Origin of the sequence: Streptomyces sp. NRRL S-337 (genome assembly GCF_000720175.1) — a bacterium.
In the GTDB taxonomy this organism is placed as follows: domain Bacteria; phylum Actinomycetota; class Actinomycetes; order Streptomycetales; family Streptomycetaceae; genus Streptomyces; species Streptomyces siderophoricus.
In genome coordinates this window covers 87,131-110,964 of sequence record NZ_JOIX01000020.1, presented here as the reverse complement: position 1 = coordinate 110,964, position 23,834 = coordinate 87,131, and the positions used below count along the sequence as shown (strand labels likewise).

The 23,834-nt window shown below is 72.9% G+C and carries 21 protein-coding genes and 1 pseudogene; 6 read left to right on the top strand and 16 right to left on the bottom strand.

Annotation, left to right across the window (positions count from 1 at the left end; all coding sequences use genetic code 11):
• The first annotated feature begins 251 nt into the window (after positions 1–251).
• Complete coding sequence (locus IG62_RS0117555; RefSeq protein WP_078872054.1) at positions 252–1,310, top strand: hydroxyacid dehydrogenase; 1,059 nt, start codon at positions 252–254, stop codon at positions 1,308–1,310.
• Between the two features lie 323 nt (positions 1,311–1,633).
• Here IG62_RS0117555 and groL read toward each other — a convergent pair whose 3' ends face one another.
• Together groL and groES are read right to left on the bottom strand one after the other, a co-directional pair.
• Positions 1,634–3,259, bottom strand: coding sequence for a chaperonin GroEL (groL, locus tag IG62_RS0117550; protein WP_030803232.1), 1,626 nt, complete (start codon positions 3,257–3,259; stop codon positions 1,634–1,636).
• A 133-nt stretch (positions 3,260–3,392) separates the two neighbouring features.
• A complete protein-coding gene (gene groES / locus IG62_RS0117545) occupies positions 3,393–3,701 on the bottom strand; it encodes a co-chaperone GroES (protein WP_030803229.1) in 309 nt (102 codons plus the stop codon).
• A 547-nt stretch (positions 3,702–4,248) separates the two neighbouring features.
• On the opposite strand from groES, the gene IG62_RS0117540 reads away from it, so the two are divergent.
• Positions 4,249–5,604: an FtsW/RodA/SpoVE family cell cycle protein gene (locus tag IG62_RS0117540; RefSeq protein WP_030803222.1), complete on the top strand. Its 1,356-nt coding sequence runs from the start codon at positions 4,249–4,251 to the stop codon at positions 5,602–5,604.
• A 582-nt stretch (positions 5,605–6,186) separates the two neighbouring features.
• Positions 6,187–7,473: a class I SAM-dependent methyltransferase gene (locus IG62_RS0117535; protein ID WP_030803220.1), complete on the top strand. Its 1,287-nt coding sequence runs from the start codon at positions 6,187–6,189 to the stop codon at positions 7,471–7,473.
• Positions 7,474–7,480: 7 nt separating this feature from the next.
• On the opposite strand, the gene IG62_RS0117530 is transcribed toward IG62_RS0117535, so the two are convergent.
• The 4 genes from IG62_RS0117530 to tsaB form a co-directional block, all read right to left on the bottom strand.
• Entirely contained in the window at positions 7,481–7,846 is a 366-nt protein-coding gene (locus IG62_RS0117530) for a hypothetical protein (RefSeq protein WP_030803217.1), read from the bottom strand.
• 242 nt (positions 7,847–8,088) lie between these two features.
• Positions 8,089–9,255, bottom strand: coding sequence for a tRNA (adenosine(37)-N6)-threonylcarbamoyltransferase complex transferase subunit TsaD (gene tsaD, locus IG62_RS0117525; RefSeq protein WP_030803214.1), 1,167 nt, complete (start codon positions 9,253–9,255; stop codon positions 8,089–8,091).
• 5 nt (positions 9,256–9,260) lie between these two features.
• Positions 9,261–9,734, bottom strand: a complete 474-nt coding sequence (gene rimI, locus IG62_RS0117520) for a ribosomal protein S18-alanine N-acetyltransferase (RefSeq protein ID WP_051798184.1) — start codon at positions 9,732–9,734, stop codon at positions 9,261–9,263.
• 80 nt (positions 9,735–9,814) lie between these two features.
• Positions 9,815–10,525 carry a tRNA (adenosine(37)-N6)-threonylcarbamoyltransferase complex dimerization subunit type 1 TsaB gene (gene tsaB / locus IG62_RS0117515; protein ID WP_030803207.1) on the bottom strand — a complete coding sequence of 237 codons (711 nt, stop codon included), beginning with the start codon at positions 10,523–10,525 and terminating at the stop codon, positions 9,815–9,817.
• Between the two features lie 89 nt (positions 10,526–10,614).
• On the opposite strand from tsaB, the gene IG62_RS0117510 reads away from it, so the two are divergent.
• Positions 10,615–11,184 (top strand): L,D-transpeptidase, encoded by a 570-nt coding sequence (locus IG62_RS0117510; RefSeq protein WP_030803204.1) that lies wholly within the window; start codon positions 10,615–10,617, stop codon positions 11,182–11,184.
• 45 nt (positions 11,185–11,229) lie between these two features.
• On the opposite strand, the gene IG62_RS41980 is transcribed toward IG62_RS0117510, so the two are convergent.
• From IG62_RS41980 to IG62_RS0117465, 9 genes and pseudogenes are all read right to left on the bottom strand, one after another.
• A complete protein-coding gene (locus IG62_RS41980) occupies positions 11,230–11,475 on the bottom strand; it encodes a hypothetical protein (RefSeq protein ID WP_420711070.1) in 246 nt (81 codons plus the stop codon).
• 204 nt (positions 11,476–11,679) lie between these two features.
• Positions 11,680–12,213, bottom strand: a complete 534-nt coding sequence (gene tsaE, locus IG62_RS0117500) for a tRNA (adenosine(37)-N6)-threonylcarbamoyltransferase complex ATPase subunit type 1 TsaE (protein ID WP_030417072.1) — start codon at positions 12,211–12,213, stop codon at positions 11,680–11,682.
• A 119-nt stretch (positions 12,214–12,332) separates the two neighbouring features.
• On the bottom strand, positions 12,333–13,670 hold the full coding sequence (locus IG62_RS0117495) for an alpha/beta fold hydrolase (protein WP_030803201.1): 1,338 nt from the start codon (positions 13,668–13,670) through the stop codon (positions 12,333–12,335).
• Between the two features lie 275 nt (positions 13,671–13,945).
• Positions 13,946–15,082, bottom strand: a pseudogene (gene alr / locus IG62_RS0117490) (alanine racemase); the annotation flags it as partial.
• Positions 15,083–15,141: 59 nt separating this feature from the next.
• Complete coding sequence (locus tag IG62_RS0117485) at positions 15,142–16,005, bottom strand: L,D-transpeptidase family protein (protein ID WP_199812488.1); 864 nt, start codon at positions 16,003–16,005, stop codon at positions 15,142–15,144.
• A gap of 267 nt (positions 16,006–16,272) precedes the next feature.
• On the bottom strand, positions 16,273–17,697 hold the full coding sequence (locus tag IG62_RS0117480) for a bifunctional ADP-dependent NAD(P)H-hydrate dehydratase/NAD(P)H-hydrate epimerase (RefSeq protein ID WP_030803189.1): 1,425 nt from the start codon (positions 17,695–17,697) through the stop codon (positions 16,273–16,275).
• A gap of 10 nt (positions 17,698–17,707) precedes the next feature.
• Entirely contained in the window at positions 17,708–18,076 is a 369-nt protein-coding gene (locus IG62_RS0117475; protein ID WP_030413039.1) for a holo-ACP synthase, read from the bottom strand.
• A complete protein-coding gene (glmS, locus tag IG62_RS0117470; protein ID WP_030803186.1) occupies positions 18,073–19,920 on the bottom strand; it encodes a glutamine--fructose-6-phosphate transaminase (isomerizing) in 1,848 nt (615 codons plus the stop codon). The genes IG62_RS0117475 and glmS overlap by 4 nt, the downstream gene beginning before the upstream one ends.
• A gap of 24 nt (positions 19,921–19,944) precedes the next feature.
• The gene (locus IG62_RS0117465; protein WP_030803183.1) at positions 19,945–20,214 is read right to left on the bottom strand and encodes a hypothetical protein; all 270 of its coding nucleotides are present in this window, start codon (positions 20,212–20,214) and stop codon (positions 19,945–19,947) included.
• Positions 20,215–20,381: 167 nt separating this feature from the next.
• Between IG62_RS0117465 and coaA the strand changes: the two genes are divergently transcribed.
• Positions 20,382–21,371: a type I pantothenate kinase gene (gene coaA, locus IG62_RS0117460; RefSeq protein ID WP_030803180.1), complete on the top strand. Its 990-nt coding sequence runs from the start codon at positions 20,382–20,384 to the stop codon at positions 21,369–21,371.
• A 16-nt stretch (positions 21,372–21,387) separates the two neighbouring features.
• Positions 21,388–22,335, top strand: a complete 948-nt coding sequence (locus tag IG62_RS0117455; RefSeq protein ID WP_030803177.1) for a DUF389 domain-containing protein — start codon at positions 21,388–21,390, stop codon at positions 22,333–22,335.
• 31 nt (positions 22,336–22,366) lie between these two features.
• Here the strand turns inward: IG62_RS0117455 and glmM are convergent, their stop codons facing one another.
• Positions 22,367–23,725 carry a phosphoglucosamine mutase gene (gene glmM, locus IG62_RS0117450; protein WP_030803174.1) on the bottom strand — a complete coding sequence of 453 codons (1,359 nt, stop codon included), beginning with the start codon at positions 23,723–23,725 and terminating at the stop codon, positions 22,367–22,369.
• Positions 23,726–23,834 lie beyond the last annotated feature (109 nt).

The following is a 23,834-nucleotide window of genomic DNA, read 5'->3' as shown; positions in this document are numbered from 1 at the left end:
GCTTTACGCTCCGCTGCGCTCCGCCTTCGCTCCTTATTGAGTCCTTGGAAGCGAAGCCCACACAACCGGCCCCTCCGGCCCGTCCCCTCCCGTTGGGGGGAAAGGGGAAAGGTGAGTGGGGGCGCGCGTTGTTGAGGAGCGCTTTGTAGTCGCCTTCAATGCTCTCCGGCCACACTGGAAGGTGGCTCGCCGCCGGCGGCGGCAAGTGACGGGCCACGACGGGCGACCGTGAAGGAGCACCGTTCATCACTATGCACCCCACCACTGACAATCCCGCCGGACCTGCGGAAACACCGTCGGTGCGGCCCGCGTTGCTGCTGTCGATGGGCCCCGGCATCGCCGACCGGCTGCTCGACGCCCGCCACCGCAGCCGCCTCGCGGCGCTCGCCCGCACCGACCCCCGCCTCGTCGCGCACGAACTGGCCGACCCGTCCCCCGCGGTCGCCGCCGCTCTCGCCGACGCCGAGGTCCTGCTCACCTGCTGGGGCGCGCCGCTGCTCACCGCGCGGGTGCTGGACGCGGCGCCCCGCCTGCGCGCCGTCATCCACGCCGCCGGCTCGGTCAAACACCACATCACCGACGCCTGCTGGGAACGCGGCCTCGCGGTCACCTCGGCCGCCGCCGCCAACGCACTGCCCGTCGCCGAGTACACGCTCGCCGCGATCCTGCTCGCCAACAAGCGCGTGCTGCACTCCGCGCACCGTTACCGCACCCTGCGCGGCCCGCACGACTGGCAGCGGGAACTCGCCGGTGCCGGCAACTACCACCGCACCGTCGGCGTCATCGGCGCCTCCCGCATCGGACGCCGCGTCATCGAACTGCTGCGCCCCTTCGACCTGCGCGTGCTGCTCCACGACCCGTACGTCGACGCCGCCGAGGCCGCCCGTCTGGGCGCCCGGCCGGTGCCGCTGGACACGCTGTGCGCGGACAGCGACGTGGTCACCGTGCACGCCCCTCAGCTGCCCGCGACCCGCCATATGCTCGGCGTACGGGAACTGGCCCTGATGCCCGACGGGGCGACCCTGATCAACACCGCCCGCGGCTCACTCGTCGACGAGACGGCCCTGCTGCCCGAGCTGCTCACCGGCCGCCTCAACGCGGTCCTCGACGTCACCGAGCCCGAACTCCCGCCCGCTGACTCGCCGTTGTACGACCTGCCGAACGTGCTGCTCACCCCGCACGTCGCCGGCTCCCTCGGCACCGAGCTCCACCGCCTGGCCGACCACGCCCTGGACGCCCTCGAACGCTACGCCCACGGCCTCCCGTTCACCGACCCGGTCCACCCGGAACACCTGCACCACTCGGCCTGACCCGCCCGCCCCGGCCGGACCACCGCCCCCGCGCCGGGCGATCGCTCGTGCCCTCCCGGGGCGGGTGCCTGTGCGCTCCCGGGGCGGGTGCCTGTGCGCTCCCCAGGCGGGTGCCCCCTGGGCCCTGCTCTCCCCAGGCGGGTACCCCGCTCCCGCGCCCGCAGGGCCCCGCCTCACCCGCCCGCCCTGAACGCCCACCCCCGAGCTCTGAAGCCCCCGAAACCAAGGCCCCGAAACGCCGAAACCCGGCCCCGCCGAAGCGGGACCGGGTTCCGTGGGTCAGCGAGGGGCGGCGGGGTGCCGCCCCCGGCCCGTACGGCGCGTCAGTGCGCGTGGCCGTGGCCGTGGCCGGCCTCGGCGGCCTCGTCCTCGGCGGGCTTCTCGACGACGAGGGTCTCGGTCGTCAGGAGCAGCGAGGCGATGGAGGCGGCGTTCTCCAGGGCGGAGCGGGTGACCTTCACCGGGTCGATGACGCCGGCCTTGACCAGGTCGCCGTACTCGCCGGTGGCGGCGTTGAAGCCCTGGCCCTTGTCCTGCTCGGCGACCTTCGCGGTGATGACGTAGCCCTCGAGGCCGGCGTTCTCCGCGATCCAGCGCAGCGGCTCGACGACGGCGCGGCGGACGACGGCGACACCGGTGGCCTCGTCGCCCTCCTTGCCGAGGGAGCCCTCCAGCACCTTGGCGGCGTGGACCAGCGCGGAGCCACCACCGGAGACGATGCCCTCCTCGACCGCGGCGCGGGTCGCGGAGATGGCGTCCTCCAGACGGTGCTTCTTCTCCTTGAGCTCGACCTCGGTGGCCGCGCCCACACGGATGACGCACACGCCGCCGGCGAGCTTGGCGAGGCGCTCCTGGAGCTTCTCGCGGTCCCAGTCGGAGTCGGTGGTCTCGATCTCGGCCTTGATCTGGGCGACGCGGCCGGCGACGTCCTCGGCCTTGCCACCGCCGTCGACGATGGTGGTGTCGTCCTTGGTGACGGTCACGCGGCGGGCGGAGCCCAGCACGTCCAGACCGGCCTGGTCGAGCTTGAGGCCGACCTCCTCGGCGATGACGGTCGCACCGGTGAGGGTGGCCATGTCGCCGAGCATCGCCTTGCGGCGGTCACCGAAGCCGGGGGCCTTGACGGCCACCGCGTTGAAGGTGCCGCGGATCTTGTTGACGACCAGGGTCGACAGGGCCTCGCCCTCGACGTCCTCGGCGATGATCAGCAGCGGCTTGGAGCCACCCGCCTGGATGACCTTCTCCAGCAGCGGCAGCAGGTCCTGGATCGAGGCGATCTTGCCCTGGTGGATCAGGATGTACGGGTCCTCGAGGACGGCCTCCATACGCTCCTGGTCGGTGACCATGTACGGCGAGAGGTAGCCCTTGTCGAAGGCCATGCCCTCGGTGAAGTCGAGCTCCAGGCCGAAGGTGTTGGACTCCTCGACGGTGATCACACCGTCCTTGCCGACCTTGTCCATCGCCTCGGCGATGAGCTCGCCGACCTGCTTGTCCTGCGCGGACAGGCCGGCCACGGCGGCGATGTCGGTCTTGTCGTCGATCGGCCGGGCGGTCGCGAGGAGCTCCTCGGACACGGCCTTGACGGCGGCGTCGATGCCCTTCTTCAGGGCGGCCGGGGAAGCACCCGCGGCGACGTTGCGGAGGCCCTCGCGGACCAGCGCCTGGGCCAGCACGGTGGCGGTGGTGGTGCCGTCACCCGCGATGTCGTTGGTCTTGGTCGCCACCTCCTTGACGAGCTGGGCGCCCAGGTTCTCGTACGGGTCGTCGACCTCGACCTCACGGGCGATGGTGACACCGTCGTTGGTGATGGTCGGGGCACCGAACTTCTTGTCGATGACGACGTTGCGGCCCTTGGGGCCGATCGTCACCTTGACCGTGTCGGCAAGCTTGTTGACGCCGCGCTCAAGGGCGCGACGGGCGTCCTCGTCGAACTTCAGGATCTTCGCCATGGGTTGCTTCAAGTCCTCTCATTGCGATCCTCGGCACGCAGTGGGGACCGCTGTCTCAAACGGAACTGCGCCCCTGCCCCGGGTTGTTTAGACGCGGGAACCAGGGGCGCAGATCACGGCAATTCGGGGTGACTTACTTCTCGACGATCGCGAGCACGTCACGCGCCGACAGAACGAGGTACTCCTCGTTGTTGTACTTCACCTCGGTGCCGCCGTACTTGCTGTAGAGCACGACATCGCCGACCTTGACGTCGAGCTCGACGCGCTTGCCGTCCTCGAAGCGGCCCGGGCCCACGGCCAGGACGACGCCCTCCTGGGGCTTCTCCTTGGCGGTGTCCGGAATGACCAGGCCCGAGGCCGTGGTCTGCTCGGCGTCGAGCGGCTGGACCACAATGCGGTCCTCGAGCGGCTTGATGGCAACCTTGGAGCTGGTGGTCGTCACGATCCGACCTCCCCCTTCGGAGATCTCACGGGGTTAACTGTCTGAGGTGGCGACCAGGTGGATCCGTCGTCGCGGGTGCCGGACCTGCCCGTCGCTGTGTCTGGCACTCCCCACTGGAGAGTGCCAACGCTGAGACTATGACGCGGTTAGCACTCGGTCAAGCGGAGTGCCAGCGCGGCGGGGGTGCATCGTGTGACGCGGGTTGACCGCCGGTCCGTACCAGGTGGACGGGCGGCGGGGATCCCTGCCAAATCGGACACACCTTCCCCTTCCCTCGCAACCACGCCACCGGCTGCTTCGTCTACCTCCCCGACTGCCGAGCCGGTGAACCGTGCGCGCGACGCGTGCGACGTCTCCACGCTTGCGACGTGCGATGCGCACCACGCATACGACACGTGAGGCGTGCGCGACGTGCGCGGCGTGCGCGACGACGTGTGCGACCGGTTCCGGGCCGGCGGCCCTGACCATCGATGGCGGAGGAACCGTGCATGGACTGACCAGCGCTTCCCGGGCGGCCGGGGAGCCGGAGAGCGATGCCGAACGCACCATGACGTTCGCCGCGCTCGCCCAGGCACCGAACCGCCGGAGGACCGAGGCCCGGCTGCTCGCCCTCGTCGTCGCGATCGCCGTCTTCGGCTACGCGTACACCGGCCTGTCGATGACCGGCCGGCTGCCCGGCGGACTGCCCGGCTTCGCGATCAGCATGCTCTTCGTGGCGCTGGTCCCGCACCTGGTCCTGCGCCGCTTCGCCCCGCGCGCCGACCCGCTGATCCTGCCGCTGGCGACGCTGCTGACCGGGATCGGCCTGGTCCTGCTGCACCGCCTGGACGTCACGTACGCCCAGACCCGCCACCCGAAGATCGCCGAGGCGGCCAGCGGGCAGCTGGTGTGGACGGTGATCGGGGTGGCGGTCTGCATCGTCATCCTGCTGGTGCTGCGCGACCACCGCATCCTGCAGCGCTACATCTATCTGACGATGGCGGTGGCGCTGGTGCTCCTGATGGCGCCGGCCTTCTTCGGCGCGGACATGTACGGCGCGAAGCGGTGGATCCTGCTCGGGCCGCTGTCACTCCAGCCCGGCGAATTCGTGAAGATCATGATCTCGGTGTTCTTCGCCGGCTACCTCACCGTCAACCGCGACGCCCTGGCGCTGGCCGGCCGCCGCGTCATGGGCATCCAGCTGCCCCCGGGGCGGCAGCTCGGCCCGATCTTCACGATCTGGGCGATCAGCCTGCTGGTGCTGATCTTCGAACGGGACCTGGGCACCTCGCTGATCTTCTTCGGCGTCTTCGTGATCATGCTCTACATGGCCACCGGCCGCACCAGCTGGGTGGTGTGCGGTCTGCTGATGGCCACCGCCGGCGCGGCGGTGGTCGGCTCCCTGGAACCCCACGTCCACGGCCGGGTCACCGCCTGGCTGGACCCGATGCGCGCCTTCACCAAACAGGGCATCGCCGAGGGCATGTCCAACCAGCTGGCCCAAGCACTGTTCAGCTTCGGCAGCGGCGGCATCAGCGGCACCGGGCTGGGCCAGGGCCACCCCGAGCTGATCGGCTTCGCCGGCAACAGCGACTTCATCCTCACCACCGTCGGCGAGGAACTGGGCCTCGCCGGGGTGATGGCCGTCCTGATGCTCTACGTCCTGCTCGCCCAGCGCGGCCTGCGGGTGGGGCTGACCGCCCGCGACCCCTTCAGCAAACTCCTCGCGGTCGGCCTCGCCGGCGCGCTGCTGCTCCAGGTCTTCGTCGTCTCCGGCGGCGTCACCGGCCTCATCCCCCTCACGGGCAAGGCCCTCCCCTTCCTCGCCAAGGGCGGTTCGTCGCTGGTCGCGAACTGGGTGATGGTGGCGGTACTGCTGCGCATCAGCGACCACGCCCAGAAACGGCGCGAGCCGGTGCGGTGACTTTTCTTCCCCACGTACCTGGCTTTCCCGCCGCGGTTGTTGCTCGCCGTTGCGCTTTGCGGCGCCGCGTACGTAGCTGGCTTTTCCCGCCGCGGGGCTCGCTCGCCGTTGCGCGCTTTGCGGCGCCGCGCACGTACCCGTCTGCTGCGCCGCGGGGCTTGCTCGCCGTTGCGCCTGGCGGCGGGCGTTTGTGTGTCGGGTGCGGTGACAGCCCTCCAGACTTCGTCCTCCGGTCTGTCCCCTCCCGTTGGTGGGAGGTGGGAGGCCGGTGGGGGTGGGCGTCGTCGTCCTGGTTGTACGTCGCGTCGTGGGGTGTCCCCCAACGGGAGGGGACGGGCCGGAGGGGCCGGTGTTTGGGACGTAAAGCGACAGCAGTCCCAAACACCGGCCCCGGAGGCCCGTCACCGCACCCACAACAACCCAGCCCGCCGCAGGCGCAACGGCGAGAAACCACCGCGGCGGGACAGACAACTACGTACGCGGCGCCGCAAAGCGCAACGGCGAGACGACCCGCGGCGGAAGAGACGGGTACGTGGGCGGCGCCGCAAACGCAGTGCGTCCGCAGGGGGAGACAATGGCTCCGTGACGGACGACCAGGCCCTCGACGACTTCTCTGCTCTCCTTGCCCCGGAGGGGCAGGCCCTGCTGTGGGAGCTGCGGGACCACGACCCCGCCGACGAGCTGGCGGCAGCCACCCGGCTGCGGCGGGACCACGCCGCACCGCTCGTTTCCGCCGCGCTCACCCAAGCGCGGCTCCGGCAGCGGGCGGCCGTGAAGTTCGGGGCCGACGCGCAGCGGATGTACTTCACGCCGAACGGGGTCGAGCAGTCCACCCGCGCCTCGGTCGCCGCGCACCGCGCGGCACGGCTGGCCGGGCTCGGCGTGCGGACGCTGGCCGATCTGTGCTGCGGGATCGGCGGGGACGCGCTGGCCCTGGCGCGGGCCGGGATCCGGGTGCTGGCCGTCGACCGGGACCCGCTGGCCTGTGCGGCGGCACGGGCGAACGCCGAGGCACTGGGGCTCGCGGAACTGATCGAGGTGCGCTGCGCGGACGTGACGGAGGTGGACACCAGCGGGTACGACGCGGTGTTCGTCGACCCGGCGCGCCGCACCAAGGCGCGCGGGGGCCGGGTCTTCGATCCCGAGGCGTACTCGCCGCCGCTGTCATGGGCCGTCGAGGCCGCCCGTACCGCCCCGTTCGCGGCCCTGAAGATCGCTCCGGGGGTGCCGCACGAGGCGCTGCCCGAGGACGCCGAGACGGAGTGGATCTCCTACGGGGGCGAGGTGAAGGAGGCGGTGGTGTGGTTCGCCCGGCCCGGCGGGAGCCAGGAGCCGGTGCCCGACGGGGACGAGGAGCCGGTGCCCGGCGGGGACGAAGAGTCGGTGCACGGCAGGGATTGCGCGCCGGTAGCCGGCGGGCGTCGGGCCACGCTGCTGCCCGGCGGGGACTCACTGCTCGGGGCCGGTCTGCCGGATCCGGAGCCCGGTCCGGTGGGCCGCTATCTGTACGAGCCGGACGGTGCCGTCATCCGCGCCCACCTCGTCGCGGAGGTCGCCGCCGGTCTCGGCGGGCGGCTGATCGACCCGACGATCGCGTACGTCACCGCCGACACGCTGCGCCCGACCCCCTTCGCCACCGCCTACGCGATCACCGATGTGCTGCCGTTCAACGTCAAACGGCTCAAGGCGCTGCTGCGGGAGCGCGGGGTCGGCGTCGCGGTGATCAAGAAGCGGGGTTCCGCGGTGGAGCCGGAGGAACTGCGCAAGAAGCTGAAGCTGGGCGGCGGCGGCACTTCCTGCACGATCTTCCTCACCCGGGTGGCAGGGGCGCCGACGATGCTGCTGGGGCAGCCGGCGGACGCGGTCTGACGGGTGGTCAGGCCAGGTCGGTGAGGTCCTCGGCGTAGATCTGGGAGAGCGGCTGCGGGCCGACGTACTGCTGGCAGGTGCACTGGCCGGCCTCGTACTGGACCGGTTTGTGGTCGGCGTCCCAGGCGACCGGGATCTCCACCCGCTCATGACACTTGCCCTTTTTGTCATGCTTCGCGAGGTGGTGGGTGCAACCGCACACCGGCTCCGGCGGCTTCTGGGAGGCCTCCAGCGCCTGCCGTGCCTGACGGGCGGACGCCAGCCGCTCCATCTTGCGCTCGTGGCGGGTGCGCAGCGCCGTACGGGCGATGTCCGCGACCTTCGCGAAGCCGCCCGCCATGAAGAAGATGAACACCCACCAGAACCAGTCCACAGCCTGCCGCCTCCCCACGCGCCCGGTGCTGCACCAGGGTAAGACCTCGCGGCGGCCGCGGAGTCCGGGGAGGCGGCGGTTGTCACGGATCCTCAGATGTCGCCGGTCCGGAGGCTGACATTCCGGACCGGCACCCCGTTACGAGGAGGATCCGGCACCCCGTTACAAGGAGGATGACGAGCAGGCCTCACCAGGTGATGAGCAGGGGTTCACGCGATGACGAGCAGGCTCACGAGTAGAGGTCACGAGTAGAGGTTCTGCTTGCTCAGCTCGTGGACGTGGTCGTGGCTGTGGCCGTCACCGTGGCTGTGACCATGGCCGTGGCCGTCACCGTGGTGGCCGTCGTCCTCGGTTGTCTCCGCCGGGACGTGCGGTTCGGTGACCGGGAGTGAGGAGTCCGCGGACAGGTCCCAGGCGGAGGCCGCGCGGCCGCGCGCCACCATCTCGGCGCCGAGGGCCGCGACCATCGCGCCGTTGTCCGTGCACAGCTTGGGCCGCGGCACCCGCAGTGTGATCCCGGCGTCCTCGCAGCGGCGCTGGGCCATCGCCCGCAGCCGGGAGTTCGCCGCGACCCCGCCGCCGATCATCAGGTGCTCGACGCCGTTGTCCTTGCAGGCGCGTACCGCCTTACGCGTCAGCACGTCCACCACGGCCTCCTGGAAGGACGCCGAGACGTCCGCCACCGGCACCTCCTCGCCGGCTGCCCGCTTGGCCTCGATCCAGCGGGCCACCGCCGTCTTCAGACCGGAGAAGGAGAAGTCGTAGGCGGGGTCGCGGGGGCCGGTCAGCCCGCGCGGGAAGCGGATCGCGTCCGGGTCGCCCTCGCGGGCGTAGCGGTCGATGACCGGGCCGCCCGGGAAGCCGAGGTTCAGCACCCGGGCGATCTTGTCGAACGCCTCGCCGGCCGCGTCGTCGATGGTCGAGCCGAGCGGGCGCACGTCGGAGGTGATGTCGGGGGCCAGCAGGAGGGAGGAGTGGCCGCCGGAGACCAGCAGGGCCATCGTCGGCTCGGGCAGCGGGCCGTGTTCGAGCTGGTCGACGCAGATGTGTGAGGCGAGGTGGTTGACGCCGTAGAGCGGCTTACCGAGCGCGTAGGCGTACGCCTTGGCGGCCGAGACGCCGACCAGCAGGGCGCCGGCCAGGCCCGGGCCCGCGGTGACCGCGATGCCGTCCAGGTCGCTCGCCGCGACGCCGGCGTCCTTCAGGGCACGCTGGATGGTGGGGACCATCGCCTCCAGATGGGCGCGGGAGGCCACCTCCGGCACCACGCCGCCGTAACGGGCGTGTTCGTCGACGCTGGAGGCGACCGCGTCGGCGAGGAGGGTGTGGCCGCGGACGATACCGACACCGGTCTCGTCGCAGGAGGTCTCGATGCCGAGGACGAGCGGTCCGCCGCGTGAGTCAGCCATGGTTGTCAGGTTCCTTGTACGGAGGGTGCTTCAGAGGAGGTCTGGGTGGTGCGGCGCATCACCAGGGCGTCGACGTTGCCGGGCTGGTAGTAGCCGCGCCGGAAGCCGATCGGCTCGAAGCCGAAGCGTTCGTAGAGGCGCTGGGCGCGGAGGTTGTCGACCCGCACCTCCAGCAGCACCTCGTGGCATTCGAAGTCCGTTGCGGCGCCGAGGAGTTCGGTCAGCAGCCGGGCGCCGAGGCCGGTGCCCCACTGGTCGCGGGCGGCGGCGATGGTCTGGACGTCGCCGGTGCCGTCGACGGCGGCGAGCCCGGCGTAGCCGACCAGCCGGCCCGCGAGTTCGGCGACCAGGTAGCGGCGGGTGGCCCGCGGGCCACGGGCGTGTGCCAGCTCGGACCAGAACATGCCGCGCGACCAGGCGTCCTCGGGGAACAGCCGGTGCTCCAGCTCCAGCACCGGGGCTATGTCCCACCAGCGCATCTCGCGCAGCTCGGCGGGTTGGGGGGTGCCGCCGCGCAGCGGTGCCCTCAAGGGGCGGTGGTCGGGCGACGGGCGGGAGCTCACTTGGGGGTGACCACCTTGTAGTTGGCGGGCACCTGGGCGTCCGGGCGGCGCAGGTACAGCGGCTGCGGCGGCAGCAGCTCCTCGCCCGCGGCCAGCTTGGCGGCGGCCAGTTCGGCGAGCGCGCCGGCGGACTGGTGCTCGGGGGCGTCGCGCCGTACGCCGGTGAAGACGGAGTCGTAGAGCAGCGCGCCCGCGCCGACGGCCGGGACGCCGGCCACCTGCTCGGCGATGTCGGCGGGGCGGTCCACGGCGGGCTCGGTGATCCGCGTGATCAGGCGGGGCGCGGCGGAGCCGCTCGCCGAGGGGTGGTGGTCGGGCGACGGGCGGGGCTGGTAGCGGGCCCAGTAGACCTCTTTGCGGCGGGCGTCGGTGGCGACCACGAACGGCTCGGTCAGGCCGGAGGCGTGGGCCAGGCCGTCGAGCGAGCACAGGCCGTGGACGGGGACGTCGAGCGCCGCGCCGAACGTGGCGGCGGTCACCAGACCGACCCGCAGTCCGGTGTACGGCCCCGGGCCCACCCCGGCGACGATGGCGCTGACCTCGTCGAGTTTGCGGCCGGCCTCGGCCAGCACCCGGTCGACGGCGGGCAGCAGCAGTTCGCCGTGCCGGCGCGCGTCCACCTGGCGGGACTCGGCGAGGACCCGCTCGCCGTCGTGGAGCGCGACGGTGACGGCGGGGGTGGCGGTGTCAAGAGCTAGCAGCAGCACGTCTTTAAGACTACGGCGCGGCGGGTGGTGCCCGTCGCGGTGCTACCGTCGGCCCGTGGTCCAGGCCCGTACGGAAAGGTGGCACAGCGGTGCCCGCTAAGAGCAGCACGATCGTCACCGCGCTGACCACGGCCGCCGTGGTCGTGGTCGGGGTGCTCGGCTACCAGGCCGCGGCCTCCGCCCCGGACTCCCTCGCCCCGGCCCGTAAGGGTCACCACGACACCGCCAAGGGCCATGAGGACGGCTCCGGCGAGAAGAAGCACCGCGCGCCCGCTCCGGCTCCGGTCCCGGCGGCGTCCGGCACCGGCAAGCGGGTGGTGTACTCGCTCGCCGCGAAGCGGGTCTGGCTGGTCGGCGCGAACGGCAAGGCACTGCGGACGTACCAGGTCGCGCCCAGCACGGTGAGCCCGCCGCCCGGCGCGTACGCGGTGACCTCGCGGTCGGTGAGCATCACCGGCTCGGACGGGGTCGCGATCGAGCACGTGGTGCTGTTCGGCGGCGTCGGCGGCGTCCCGGTCGGCTTCAGCGCGGCCGTCGACGGCTCCCGGCCCGACCCCGCCGCCAAGAAGAAGACCGGCGGCATCCGGGAGTCCCGGGCCGACGGCAAGGCGATGTGGGATTTCGCACTCCAGGGCACCAAGGTCGTGGTGGTGGCCTAGGGGCGTCCCCTGGGTGGGCCCCAGCGGTTTCTTAGCCCGTACGGGCTACGCCGCGGTGCGGCCCGGAGTGGACGCCGGGGTGTCCTCGCCGTCCGCCGGTGACTCCTCCGCGGCGGCGGGCCGGTCCTTGCGGGATTCCGGGCGGTCCTTCCGGGACTCCTCGGGGGCGTCGGGGGGCGTGGAAACGGCGTTGGCCGCGGCGCACGCCGCCAGCAGTTCGTTCATCGTCGGCGTCTCGCGCGCATCGTGCTGGTGGGCCGGCATGGACGCCTCCCGGGGCTCCTGGGGCAAGCGACAGAAGCTAGGCGCCTCCGAGCTCGGCGAGCTCGTTACTTAGGCTGACCTAACTGGGGTCACATCCCATGTGACCACGCCCGGTACCGGGTACGCAACATCTTGCCGACGGCTTGTCGGAAACTACGGGACCCACGGCCGGATATCCGCCCGCCCAAGGGGCCCACCGGCCCGATCGGGTCGGCCGTCTCCTCAGCCGGGTCAGATCCCCAGATCGGCCAGACCGGCGTCCGCCCAGCGCGCGCCGAAACCGCTGACCGTCACCTCACGGACGTCGTCCACGTCGTCCTCCGGGTGCCCGTGGGCGCCACCCGGGGCGTCGGCACCCACGGCCCGCCCGATGACGACGTGCAGCCGGTCCTCGGAGAGCTCCTCGACCTTGCCCTCGCCCCACTCGACGACCACCACCGACTCCGGCAGCGAGACGTCGAGGTCCAGGTCCTCCATCTCGTCCAGCCCGCCGCCGAGCCGGTAGGCATCGACGTGCACCAGCGCGGGGCCGCCGGTCAGGGAGGGGTGCACCCGGGCGATGACGAACGTGGGCGAGGTCACGGCGCCGCGCACGCCCAGGCCCTCGCCCAGCCCGCGGGTCAGTGTGGTCTTGCCGGCGCCCAGCTCACCGGTGAGCAGCACCAGGTCGCCGGGGCGCAGCAGCGGAGCCAGTCTGCGGCCCAACTCCTGCATCTGATCGGGGGACTTGACAGTGACATGCGCAACGGGGGCGGTGGTGCTCATGCCGCAAATGGTACGGCCCACCCGTCGCCCGACCACACCCCTGACCGGCACCGCCACGCCGTGGCGGAAGCCTCCCGCCGCCCCCGGCCGGCACCGCTACGCCGTGGCAGGGCCTCGCCTCACGCCCGTGCGTGGCCCGAACTGCGGGCCGCCGCTGCCGCGCGTTCCACGAGGGCCACCAGATGCTCGTTGACCAGCTCGGGCCGCTCCAGCATCACCAGGTGGCCAGCGCCGGGCACGCACACCAGCTCCGCGTCCGGCAGCACCTCCGCGATCGTCCGGCTGTGGTCGGCGGGGGTGATCAGATCGCTCTCACCGGCGAGCACCAGCGCGGGCACCGCGTCGTACGCCACCAGCGCCTCGGTCTTGTCGTGCACCGCGAACGCCGGGAAGAACTCGGCGACCACATCGATCGGGGTGCCCTCGATCAGCCGCTCGCCGAACCGTGCGATGCCCGGGTCGACGTCCTCCGGCGTGCCGAAGGAATACCGCTTGACCAGTCCGGCGAACAGATCGGCGGTGGCCCGCCGGCCGCGTTCGACCAGATCGGGCTGCCAGCCCAGCGCCTTGAGCACGCCCGGCGCGAGCGCGTGGAAGGCCTTCATGCCCATCGACGGCAGCCCGTAGGTGACCTCGCTGAGCCGGCCCGCGGACGTGCCGATCAGGGCCACGCCGATCACCCGCTCCGCGACGTACTCGGGGAACTGGTCGGCCAGCGCCATCACCGTCATCCCGCCCATCGAGTGTCCGACCAGCACGATCGGCCCCTCGGGCACCGCGGCGTCCAGCACCGCCTTCAGGTCCCGGCCGAGCAGCTCGATGGTGACGTTCTCGGTGCCGTCGATCTGGCCGTGGCCGCGGGCCGAGCGGCCGTGGCTGCGCTGGTCCCAGTGGACGGTGCGCACCGTGCCGCGCAGCGCGGCCCGCTGGAAGTGCCAGGAGTCCTGGTTCAGGCAGTAACCGTGGCTGAAGACGACCGTCGGGGCGGCCGACGGGCGCCGGCCCAGCGCCGCCGTCAGCCGCTTGCGCAGCCCGCCCTGGGCCTCTTGGGCGGCACGGGCCTGCTTGCCGCGGACCGGCCTGGCCGACGGGTCGTTGCGAGCGTGTTTGCCGCCCCGGCGGTCGCCCTTCTCCGGGCGGGCGGGCTCCGCGCCCACCTCGTCGATCTCGAAGTACAGCTCCGTGCCGTCCTCGGAGATCGCCGCGCCGGGGGTGCCGCGCAGTGTGCCGTACGGGCCGGCCGCGTCCAGGGCGAGCCGGGCCCGGCGGCGCATCCCGCGGCCGACCGTCAGCCGCTCTATGGCCACACCGGCCGCCGCCCCGGCCGCGACCACGCCGATCGCGGCTCCGGCGATGCCGGCGTGGCGGCCCGCCTTGGCCCAGTTGGTCGCGGCCTCGGCCGCCACCTCGGCGGCCGTCTCGACCGCCTGCACGGCGGCTTCAGTGCCGTCGGTCATGCCGTACCCCCCGTGAGCGCGGTGTCTCCATCGGCCGTTCCGGCCGTCGCGGTGTCGGATGCGTTGGTCGGTGCGGTGGTCGGTGCGTTGGTCGGTGCGGTGCTGATTGCGGTGCTGGTTGCGCTGTTCACTGCGAGGTCCGTCGTGCTGTTCGCTGCGCTCTCCGTTTCGGCTGCCGTTCCGGCCGCCGTTCCGTTCTCTTCGTGTGCCGCGTGTGCTGCGTGTGTCTCGTGTGCCTCTTCTGCCCCGTGTACCCCGAACACCCCGCCGTCCCTCTCGCTGTCCACATAGACGCGCGGGACGCGGGTTCCGATCCGGGTGACGATTTCGTACCCGATGGTTCCGGCCGCCCGGCCCCAGTCCTCCGCGGTCGGCTCGCCGCGGTCGCCGGGGCCGAAGAGCACCGCGAGATCGCCCACCTCGGCGCTGTCGCCGCCCAGGTCGACGACGAACTGGTCCATCGCGATCCGCCCGGCGACCGTCCGCCACTTCCCGGCGACCAGCACCGGGCCGGTGCCCGAGGCGTGCCGCGGGATGCCGTCGGCGTAGCCGAGCGGGACCAGCGCGAGCGTGGTCTCCCCGGGGGTGAGGTACCGGTGCCCGTACGACACGCCGTGGCCGCCCGGGACCCGCTTGACCGACGCGAGCGCGGCCTCCAGGGTCATCGCGGGCCGCAGCCCGAAGTCCCCGGACGTGCCGACTTCCGGGCTCGGCGAGATGCCGTAGATACCGATACCCGTACGGACCAGGTCGAAGTGGGCTTCGGGGAGGGTGAGCGTCGCCGGGGTGTTGGCGATGTGCCGCACCTCGGGGCGCAGCCCGGCCGACTCCGCCGTCCGCAGTGCCTGGCGGAAGACGTCGAGCTGGGCGGTGATGGAGGGGTGGCCGGGCTCGTCGGCGCAGGCGAAGTGCGACCAGACGCCGGTGACCCGCAGGGCGCCCGCGGCCTCGGCGGCGCGGGCCGCGGCGGTCAGCTCCGGCCAGTCGGCGGGCGGGCAGCCGTTGCGGCCGAGCCCGGTGTCGATCTTGAGCTGGACGCGGGCGGTACGGCCGGCCGCCCGCGCCGCGGCGGTCACCTCGCGCAGCGCCCACAGGCCGCTCACCGAGACATCGATGTCCTGCTCCACCACTCGCTGCCAGGGCCCGCCCGGCGTCCACAGCCAGCACATCAGCCGCCCGGTGTCACCGGCCGCGCGCAGCGCGAGCGCCTCCTCGGGGAGCGCGGTGCCCAGCCAGCTCGCGCCGGCCTCCCGGGCCGCTCGGGCACACGGCACCGCGCCGTGTCCGTAGCCGTCGGACTTGACCACGGCCATCAGCTCTGCCCCGGGGGCACGGTCCCGCAGGGCACGCACGTTCGCCCGCACGGCGGCGAGGTCGACGACGGCACGGGCACGGTTCGCTGTCTCGTTCATCCCCCTCAGTGTCGCAGGCGATCGCGCGGCGCCCCGGGGGACCGGCACGAAAACCGTGCTCACCCGCTGGGTTTCCGCCCCCAGACGTACACGAGGTCGTGCTTCTTGAGCACGTACCACAGGTTGCGGGCGTCCGACCAGGTCAGGTTGATGCACCCGTGCGAACCGGCCCCCTCGTAGATGTCGTCGTCGACGCCGTGGAACGCCTCCCCGCGGTCGAAGAACTGCGCGAACGGCATTGGCGTGTGGTACAGGTTCGAAATGTGGTACTTGCGCCGCAGATAGATCCGGTACGTCCCGGTACGGGTCTCCATCGTCGGCTGCCCGGAACGGATCGGCACCGGATCGAAGATCACCCGTCCGGCCTGCTGCACCCACATCAGCTGCCGGTCCAGGTCGACGCACGCGGTCCGCTCCGCACGGACCGGGCAATGGCCGGCCCGGTTGGGGTCCTTCCTGGCCCGCAGCAGCCGCACCACGGCTCCGGTGACCGGCCCCGCGTAACCGGTCGCCGGGGCGATCCGGTGCGCCTGCTGGAACCGCCGGATCGCCCGGCAGTCCCCCGCGCTCTGCCGCCCGTCCGGCTTCCGCCGCAGATAGCGCTCGGCCTGCCGCTGGAACGGCCCGGTGGACCGGGTGCAGCGCGCCCTCCGGGCGGCGTGCCCCGCCTCGGACCGGGGGACGTACTCGATGTGCAGCCGCCCCCCGGGCGCCGGGCGCCGGGGACCGCGCGGGATCCCGGGGACGAGTTCGGCGGCCGCGGACCGGGTTCGGGCCACGTACCCGGGTGCGTATCCGGCGGAGGGCGCGTACCGGGCGGGGGCCGCGGGCCGGGCGGCTGACGGGGCGACGGCCACCGCGGACGGCCCGGCGAGCGGGAACAGCGAGGCGCCGGCCAGCAGCGCCACAAGCGTGCGTTTCATGCCCTCACGCATGCCGTGACCGAACCCCCGTCCCGCCCGCCCGGCCACGAGGTTCGCCCTGCTGCCCGCGGCATTCCCCCGCGGGGCGTAACGGCGTAACGGTGTAACGGGCGGGGAGGTGGGCGGCGGGAGGCGTCAGGCGCGGGGGCCGCCGGAGCGGGGCACGGGGGCGCGGGGCGCAGGTGACGGTTGGTGGGTGGCGGGTGGCGTTGACGGGGTAACGCGGGGCGGGGATGGGCGGCTTGGGCCCCGACCCCCCCAAACCTTTCACCCCGTCACATCGCGCCAAGCCGCCCCCAGATGGTCCGCCACCTCCGTGGCGAGGATGGGGGCGCCCTCGGGGCCGGCTGCCCGGCGGGCCGCCAGGCCGTGGAGGTACGCGCCGACGGATGCCGCGTCGCGGGCGGGCAGGCCGGCGGCGAGGAGCGAGCCGGTGACGCCCGACAGGACGTCACCGCTGCCGGCCGTGGCCAGCCAGCCGGTGCCCGTGGGGTTCACCCGCACCGGGCCGCTCTCCCGCGCGACCAGCGTCGTCGAGCCCTTCAGCAGGACCGTCGCGGCATAGCGCGCCGCCAGTTCCCGTACGGACGCGAGCCGTTCCGCCTCGACCTCGTCGCGGCCGCGGCCCAGCAGCGCCGCCGCCTCGCCGGCGTGCGGCGTCAGCAGCGTCTCGGCGGTGCGCGCCCGAACCCGTTCCGGCGTCAGGAAGCGCAGCCCGTCGGCGTCCACCAGGACCGGTACGTCGGAGGCCAGCACGTCCTCCAGGGCGTCCGATTCGTCGCCGATGCCGGGGCCGATCACCCAGGACTGCACCCGGCCGGCCTTGTGCGGCGGCCCGGCGTGCACCAACGTCTCGGGGAAGTGGGCCAGCACCGCGTCCGCGGCCGGCCCGACGTACCGGACCGCCCCCGCGCCGCCGCGCAGCGCACCGGCCACCGCCAGCACCGCCGCCCCCGGATAGCGCGCCGACCCGGCGACCACACCGACCACGCCCCGCCGGTACTTGTCGCTCTCCGCCGCCGGGCGCGGCAGCAGTTCCGCCACGTCCGCGTGCTGCAGCGCCTCGAACTCGGCCTCCCCGGGCAGCGTCAGGCCGATGTCCACCAACCGCAGCGCCCCCGCCCGCTCCCGGGCCGGATCGATCAGCAGGCCCGGCTTGTACGCCCCGAACGTCACCGTCGCATCGGCCCGTACCGCCTCGCCGCGCACCTCGCCGCTGTCCGCGTCCACCCCGCTGGGCAGGTCGACCGCCACGACGGGCGCCGACTCCCATGCCGCGCGGGCGAGTTCGGCGGCGTCCGGCCGCAGTCCGCCGCGACCGCCGATGCCCACGATCCCGTCCACGACCAGATCGCACCGGGCGAGGTCCCGCCGCGCGTCGTCCGACACCCGGCCGCCGGCCGCCCGCAGCGCGCCAAGGCCGCCTGGGTGGGCCCGTTCCGGCGAGAGCAGGACGGCCACCACGCCGGCCCCGCGCCGGGCCAGCCGGGCCCCGGCGTAGAGCGCGTCCCCGCCGTTGTCCCCGCTGCCCACCAGCAGCACGACCCGGCTGCCGTAGACCCGGCCCAGCAACTCCCGGCAGGCGGCGGCCAGTCCGGCCGCCGCCCGCTGCATCAGGGCCCCTTCCGGCAGACGGGCCATCAGGTCCCGCTCGGCGGCCCGCACGGTCGATACGCTGTAGGCAGTCCTCATGGCCCCAGTGTCACCCCTCGGCGATCACCACGGCCGAAGCGACCCCCGCGTCATGGCTCAGCGAGAGGTGCCACGACCGCACGCCGAGCCGGGCCGCGCACGCCTCGACCGTGCCGCGCACCCGCAGCCGGGGCCGCCCGCTGTCCTCGACGTACACCTCGGCGTCGGTCCAGTGCAGCCCGGCCGGCGCGCCCAGCGCCTTGGCCACCGCCTCCTTGGCGGCGAACCGGGCCGCGAGCGACGCCGTGCCGCGCCGCTCCCCGCTCGGCAGCAGCAGTTCCGACGCGACGAACAGCCGGTCGGCCAGCTCGGGCGTGCGGTCCAGCGCCGCGGCGAACCGGTCGATCTCGGCGACGTCGATGCCCACCCCGATGATCACTCCACCGTCACCGACTTGGCGAGGTTGCGCGGCTGGTCGACCTCGTTGCCGCGGGCGGTGGCGAGCTCGCAGGCGAAGACCTGCAGCGGGACGGTGGAGACCAGCGGCTGCAGCAGCACCGGTGTGTGCGGGATGCGCACGAGGTGGTCGGCGTAGGGCACCACGGCCTCGTCGCCCTCCTCGGCGATCACGATCGTGCGGGCGCCGCGGGCCCGGATCTCCTGGATGTTGGAGACGATCTTGTCGTGCAGCACGGACCGGCCGCGCGGCGACGGGACCACGACGACGACCGGCAGATCGTCCTCGATCAGCGCGATCGGGCCGTGCTTGAGCTCACCGGCTGCGAACCCCTCGGCGTGCATGTACGCCAGCTCCTTGAGCTTGAGCGCGCCCTCCAGCGCCACCGGGTAGCCGACATGCCGGCCGAGGAACAGCACGGTGTTCTTGTCGGCGAGGCTGCGGGCCAGCTCCCGCACCGGCTCCATCGTGCCGAGCACCTGATCGACCTGGGTGCCGATGGCGGCCAGTTCGCGCACCACCGCCCGGATCTCGTCGCCCCATTTCGTGCCCCGTACCTGCGCGACGTACAGCGCGACCAGGTAGCAGGCGACCAGCTGGGTCAGGAACGCCTTCGTGGACGCCACCGCGACCTCGGGGCCGGCGTGCGTGTAGAGCACCGCGTCCGACTCGCGGGGGATCGTCGAGCCGTTGGTGTTGCAGATGGCGAGCACCTTCGCGCCCTGTTCGCGGGCGTGCCGGAGGGCCATCAGGGTGTCCATGGTCTCGCCGGACTGACTGATCGCGATCACCAGCGTGCGCCGGTCCAGGATCGGGTCGCGGTAGCGGAACTCGCTGGCCAGCTCGGTCTCGCAGGGGATGCGGGTCCAGTGCTCGATCGCGTACTTGGCGATCATGCCGGCGTGGTACGCCGTCCCGCACGCCACGATGACGACCTTGTCGACCTCGCGCAGCACCTCCGGCGGGATCCGCACCTCGTCCAGGGACAGCACCCCCGAACCGTCGATCCGGCCCAGCAGGGTGTCCGCGACGGCCTTGGGCTGCTCGGCGATCTCCTTGAGCATGAAGTAGTCGTAGCCGCCCTTCTCGGCGGCCGAGGCGTCCCAGTCGACGTGGTACTCGCGGACGTCCGCGGGCGCACCGTCGAAGTCGGTGACCGTCACCCCGTCCCGGCGGGCCTCGACGACCTGGTCCTGGCCCAGCTCGATCGCCTCGCGGGTGTGCGCGATGAACGCCGCGACGTCCGAGGCCAGGAAGGCCTCGCCATCGCCGACGCCCACCACCAGCGGGGAGTTGCGGCGCGCGCCGACGACCACGTCGGGCTCGTCGGCGTGCACCGCGACCAGCGTGAACGCGCCCTCCAGCCGCCGGCACACCTGCCGCATCGCCTCGGCCAGCTCACCGCAGGAGGAGTAGCACTCGGCGAGCAGATGCGCCACGACCTCGGTGTCCGTCTCGGACGTCAAGGTGTGGCCCCGCTCGGCGAGTTCGGTGCGCAGCGCGGCGAAGTTCTCGATGATGCCGTTGTGCACCACCGAGACCCGACCGGCGTTGTCCAGGTGCGGGTGGGCGTTCTCGTCGGTGGGCCCGCCGTGGGTGGCCCACCGGGTGTGCCCGATGGCGGTGGAGCCGGCCGGCAGCGGACGGTCCGCCAGCTCCTTGTCCAGGTTGGCGAGTTTGCCGGCCTTCTTCGCCGCGGCCAGCCCGCCGTCGGCCAGCACGGCGACGCCCGCCGAGTCGTAGCCGCGGTACTCCAGCCGCTTCAGCCCGGCCAGGACGACGTCCAGGGCGCTCTGCCCGCCCACATAACCCACGATTCCGCACATGGGGGCAGCCTACGACGCGGCCCCTCAATACCCGCGCGCTATCCGGTGGTGCGCCTCCCGCACCGTCTCCAGGAACTCCTCGTCGGCCTCCGTGTCGGCTCCGGGTCCGCCGGCCGGCTCGTACCGTTCCAGGAAGTCGGCGAGGTCCTCGCCCAGGTCCTCGTCGGGGAGTTCCTCGGCGAGTTCGGCGTGCACCCGGGCGACGAAGAGGTCCGTCGCCGTGCCGTCCGGTCCGTTCTTCCTGCGCCGGTACCGCAGTCCCGGCAGTGCTGGCTTGCGCGTGCGCACAGCCACCCCCTGTGTCTTCTTCGCGGCCCGGATTGCGGGCCGCCCCCGCGCCGACCGTACCGGGCCGCATCCGTCCGGTACAGAGGTGCAGGTGGCGAAGGCCACACGCCGGGCCGGGGTGGCGTATGACACCCCGGCATGAACGGCGTGTGACGGCTGCGCACAATGGGCGCGTGCCCCTGACGACCGATCCGCCCGCGCGCCGCCGCGCCGACAGCTCCCCCTACGTCGATCTGACGCGCGCCCAGTGGAGCGCCCTCAGGGAGAAGACTCCGCTGCCGCTGACCGCCGAAGAGGTGGAGCGGCTGCGCGGCCTGGGCGACGTCATCGACCTGGACGAGGTCCGCGACGTCTACCTCCCGCTGTCCCGGCTGCTGAACCTCTACGTCGGCGCGACCAGCAATCTGCGCGGCGCGCTGAACACATTCCTGGGCGACGCCGGCGACGGCCACGGCTCGCAGCCCGGCACCCCGTTCGTCATAGGGGTCGCCGGCAGCGTCGCGGTCGGCAAGTCGACCACCGCCCGGCTGCTGCAGGCGCTGCTCGCCCGCTGGCCGGAGCACCCGCGCGTCGAGCTGGTCACCACCGACGGGTTCCTGTTCCCCAACGCCGAGCTGCACCGGCGCGGCCTGATGTCCCGCAAGGGCTTCCCGGAGTCCTACGACCGCCGCGCACTGACCCGTTTCGTCGCGGACGTGAAGTCCGGCAAGGCGGAGGTCTCCGCGCCGGTCTACTCGCACCTGATCTACGACATCGTGCCCGGCGAGCGGCTCACCGTGCACCGCCCCGACATCCTCATCGTCGAGGGACTCAACGTCCTGCAGCCGGCGCTGCCCGGCAAGGACGGACGCACCCGTCTCGGTCTGGCCGACTTCTTCGACTTCTCCGTCTACGTCGATGCCCGCACCGAGGACATCGAGCAGTGGTACCTCGGCCGGTTCCGCAAACTGCGCGAGACCGCCTTCCAGAACCCGTTCTCGTACTTCCGCAAGTACACCCAGGTCTCCGAGGAGGAGGCCCTCGACTACGCCCGCATGATGTGGCGCACCATCAACAAGCCCAACCTGCAGCAGAACGTGGCCCCCACTCGCGGCCGCGCCAGCCTGGTGCTGCGCAAGGGTCCGGACCACAAGGTGCAGCGGCTGTCGCTGCGCAAGCTCTAGGAGGGGTGCGCGGACCGTGCTGCATCTGCGACTGATCGTGCCGGCGGACCGTACCGACGCGGCCCTGGAGCTGCTGGAGACGACGGTCGGTACGGCCCATGTGGCGGTGCTGGCCGGGGCCGCCCGGGACCCGCGGGGCGACGTGGTGCTGTGCGACGTCGCCCGGGAGGCCGCCGACGGGCTGCTGGCCGGGCTGCGGGCGCTGGGCCTGCACAAGGACGGCTCGATCGCGATCGAGAACATCGACCTGTCGCTGTCCGTACGGGCCGAACGGGCCGAGGAGGAGGCGCCCGGCGAGGGGGCCGACGCGGTGCTGTGGGAGTCGCTGACCGACGCCACCCACGAGGAGTCCACGCTCTCCGCCACCTACCTGGCGTTCCTGACGGTCGCCACGATGATCGCGGCCTGCGGTGTGGTCCTCGACAACGCGATCCTGATCGTCGGCGCGATGGCGGTGGGCCCGGAGTTCGGCCCGCTGGCCGGTATCTGCACCGCGCTGGTGCAGCGGGCGCCGCGGCTGGCCTGGCGCTCGGTGACGGCGCTGGTCGTGGGCTTCGCCGCGGCCATGGTGCTGACGGTGGGCTTCAGCCTCTTCATGGACGCGATGGGCCTGTTCCACGCCGGGGCGCTGGCGGCGGAGCGGCCCAACACGAACTTCATCTACCGGCCGGACTGGTTCTCGTTCGTCGTCGCCGTGCTGGCCGGGATCGCCGGGGTGCTCTCCCTGACGTCCGCGAAATCGGGCGCCCTCGTAGGAGTGGCGATCTCCGTGACGACCGTCCCGGCCGCCGCCAACGCCGCGGTCGCGCTCGCCTACGGGGCGTACGGCCAGGCCTGGCACTCCATGGAGCAGCTGCTGCTGAACCTGGCGGGCATCATCGTGGCCGGCACCCTGACCCTCCTCGCCCAGAAGCTGCTGTGGGCCCGGCACGACACGGGCCCCGCCCGCCGGCTGCGCCACTGACGGCGCGCCCGGCGAGCGGGGCCCAAGTGCCTTATCCCAGCGCGGACTTGACCACGTCCGCGAGCCGGCCGGCCACCGCCCGCGCCTGCTCCTCGTCGGCGGCCTCCACCATCACCCGGACCAGCGGCTCGGTGCCGGACGGCCGCAGCAGCACCCGCCCGGTGCTGCCGAGCTCCCGCTCCGCCTCGGCGACCGCCTGGGTCAGCTCGGGCGAGGTGGCCACCCGCGACCTGTCGACGTCGGGGACGTTGACCAGGACCTGCGGCAGCCGCTCCATGACGCCCGCCAGGTCCCCGAGCGGACGGCCGGTCGCCGCGACCCGGGCGGCCAGCATCAGCCCGGTCAGCGTGCCGTCGCCGGTGGTGGCGTGGTCCAGCACGATGACGTGCCCGGACTGCTCGCCGCCCAGCGCGAAGCCGTGCGCCTTCATCTCCTCCAGGACGTACCGGTCGCCGACCCCGGTCTGCACGAGGTCGATGCCCTCGCGCTCCATGGCCAGCTTGAAGCCCAGGTTGGACATGACGGTGGCGACCACGGTGTTCTTCCGCAGCGTCCCGGCCTCCCGCATGCCGAGCGCCAGCACGGCCAGGATCTGGTCCCCGTCGACCTCGTTGCCCTCGCGGTCCACGGCCAGGCAGCGGTCCGCGTCCCCGTCGTGGGCGACACCGAGGTCCGCGCCGTGCTCGACGACGGCCGCGCGCAGCAGCGCGAGGTGGGTGGAGCCGCAGCCGTCGTTGATGTTCAGGCCGTCGGGGTCGGTGCCGAGGGTGACGACCTCGGCGCCGGCCCGGGCGAACGCCTCGGGCGAGACCCGCGCCGCCGCGCCGTGCGCACCGTCGATGACGACCTTCAGCCCGTCCAGGCGGTTCGGCAGGACACCGACCAGGTGCGCGACGTAGTTGTCGAAGCCCGCGTCGTAGACGGTGACCCGGCCCACGCCGCCGCCGGTCGGCCGCTCCCACGGCTCGCCGGAGCTGTGCGCGCGGTACGTCTCCTCGATCCGGTCCTCCAGCTCGTCGGCGAGCTTGTGGCCGCCGCGCGCGAAGAACTTGATGCCGTTGTCGGGCATCGGGTTGTGGCTGGCGGAGAGCATCACGCCCAGGTCCGCGCCCAGCGAGCCGGTCAGGTACGCCACCGCCGGGGTCGGCAGCACGCCCACCCGCAGCACGTCCACTCCGGCGCTGGCCAGCCCGGCCACCACCGCCGCCTCCAGGAACTCCCCCGACGCCCTCGGATCCCGCCCGACCACGGCCACCGGCCGGTGACCCTCGAATGTGCCTGCCTCCGCAAGCACATGCGCCGCAGCGACCGAGAGACCGAGCGCCAGCTCCGCCGTCAGGTCCGCATTGGCGACGCCGCGCACACCGTCCGTGCCGAAGAGTCGTCCCACTGGTGTCCTCCGAGTTTCTGAGCTTGGACCAGAGCGTCACGTCCAGGTATACGCCCCTGGACGGGGATCTACGCCGCCCGGTCCCGGATAGCCGAACGCCCCGGCAGCA

Coding starts and splice junctions, on each gene's coding strand:
- IG62_RS0117540 (WP_030803222.1), top strand. CDS start 4,249: ATGACGTTCGCCGCGCTCGCCCAGGCACCGAACCGCCGGAGGACCGAG.
- IG62_RS0117495 (WP_030803201.1), bottom strand. CDS start 13,670: ATGACCGACGGCACTGAAGCCGCCGTGCAGGCGGTCGAGACGGCCGCC.
- tsaE (WP_030417072.1), bottom strand. CDS start 12,213: ATGAGCACCACCGCCCCCGTTGCGCATGTCACTGTCAAGTCCCCCGAT.
- IG62_RS0117555 (WP_078872054.1), top strand. CDS start 252: ATGCACCCCACCACTGACAATCCCGCCGGACCTGCGGAAACACCGTCG.
- tsaD (WP_030803214.1), bottom strand. CDS start 9,255: ATGGCTGACTCACGCGGCGGACCGCTCGTCCTCGGCATCGAGACCTCC.
- glmS (WP_030803186.1), bottom strand. CDS start 19,920: ATGTGCGGAATCGTGGGTTATGTGGGCGGGCAGAGCGCCCTGGACGTC.
- IG62_RS0117480 (WP_030803189.1), bottom strand. CDS start 17,697: ATGAGGACTGCCTACAGCGTATCGACCGTGCGGGCCGCCGAGCGGGAC.
- groL (WP_030803232.1), bottom strand. CDS start 3,259: ATGGCGAAGATCCTGAAGTTCGACGAGGACGCCCGTCGCGCCCTTGAG.
- rimI (WP_051798184.1), bottom strand. CDS start 9,734: ATGCGCTGGTGGGACATAGCCCCGGTGCTGGAGCTGGAGCACCGGCTG.
- IG62_RS0117485 (WP_199812488.1), bottom strand. CDS start 16,005: ATGAAACGCACGCTTGTGGCGCTGCTGGCCGGCGCCTCGCTGTTCCCG.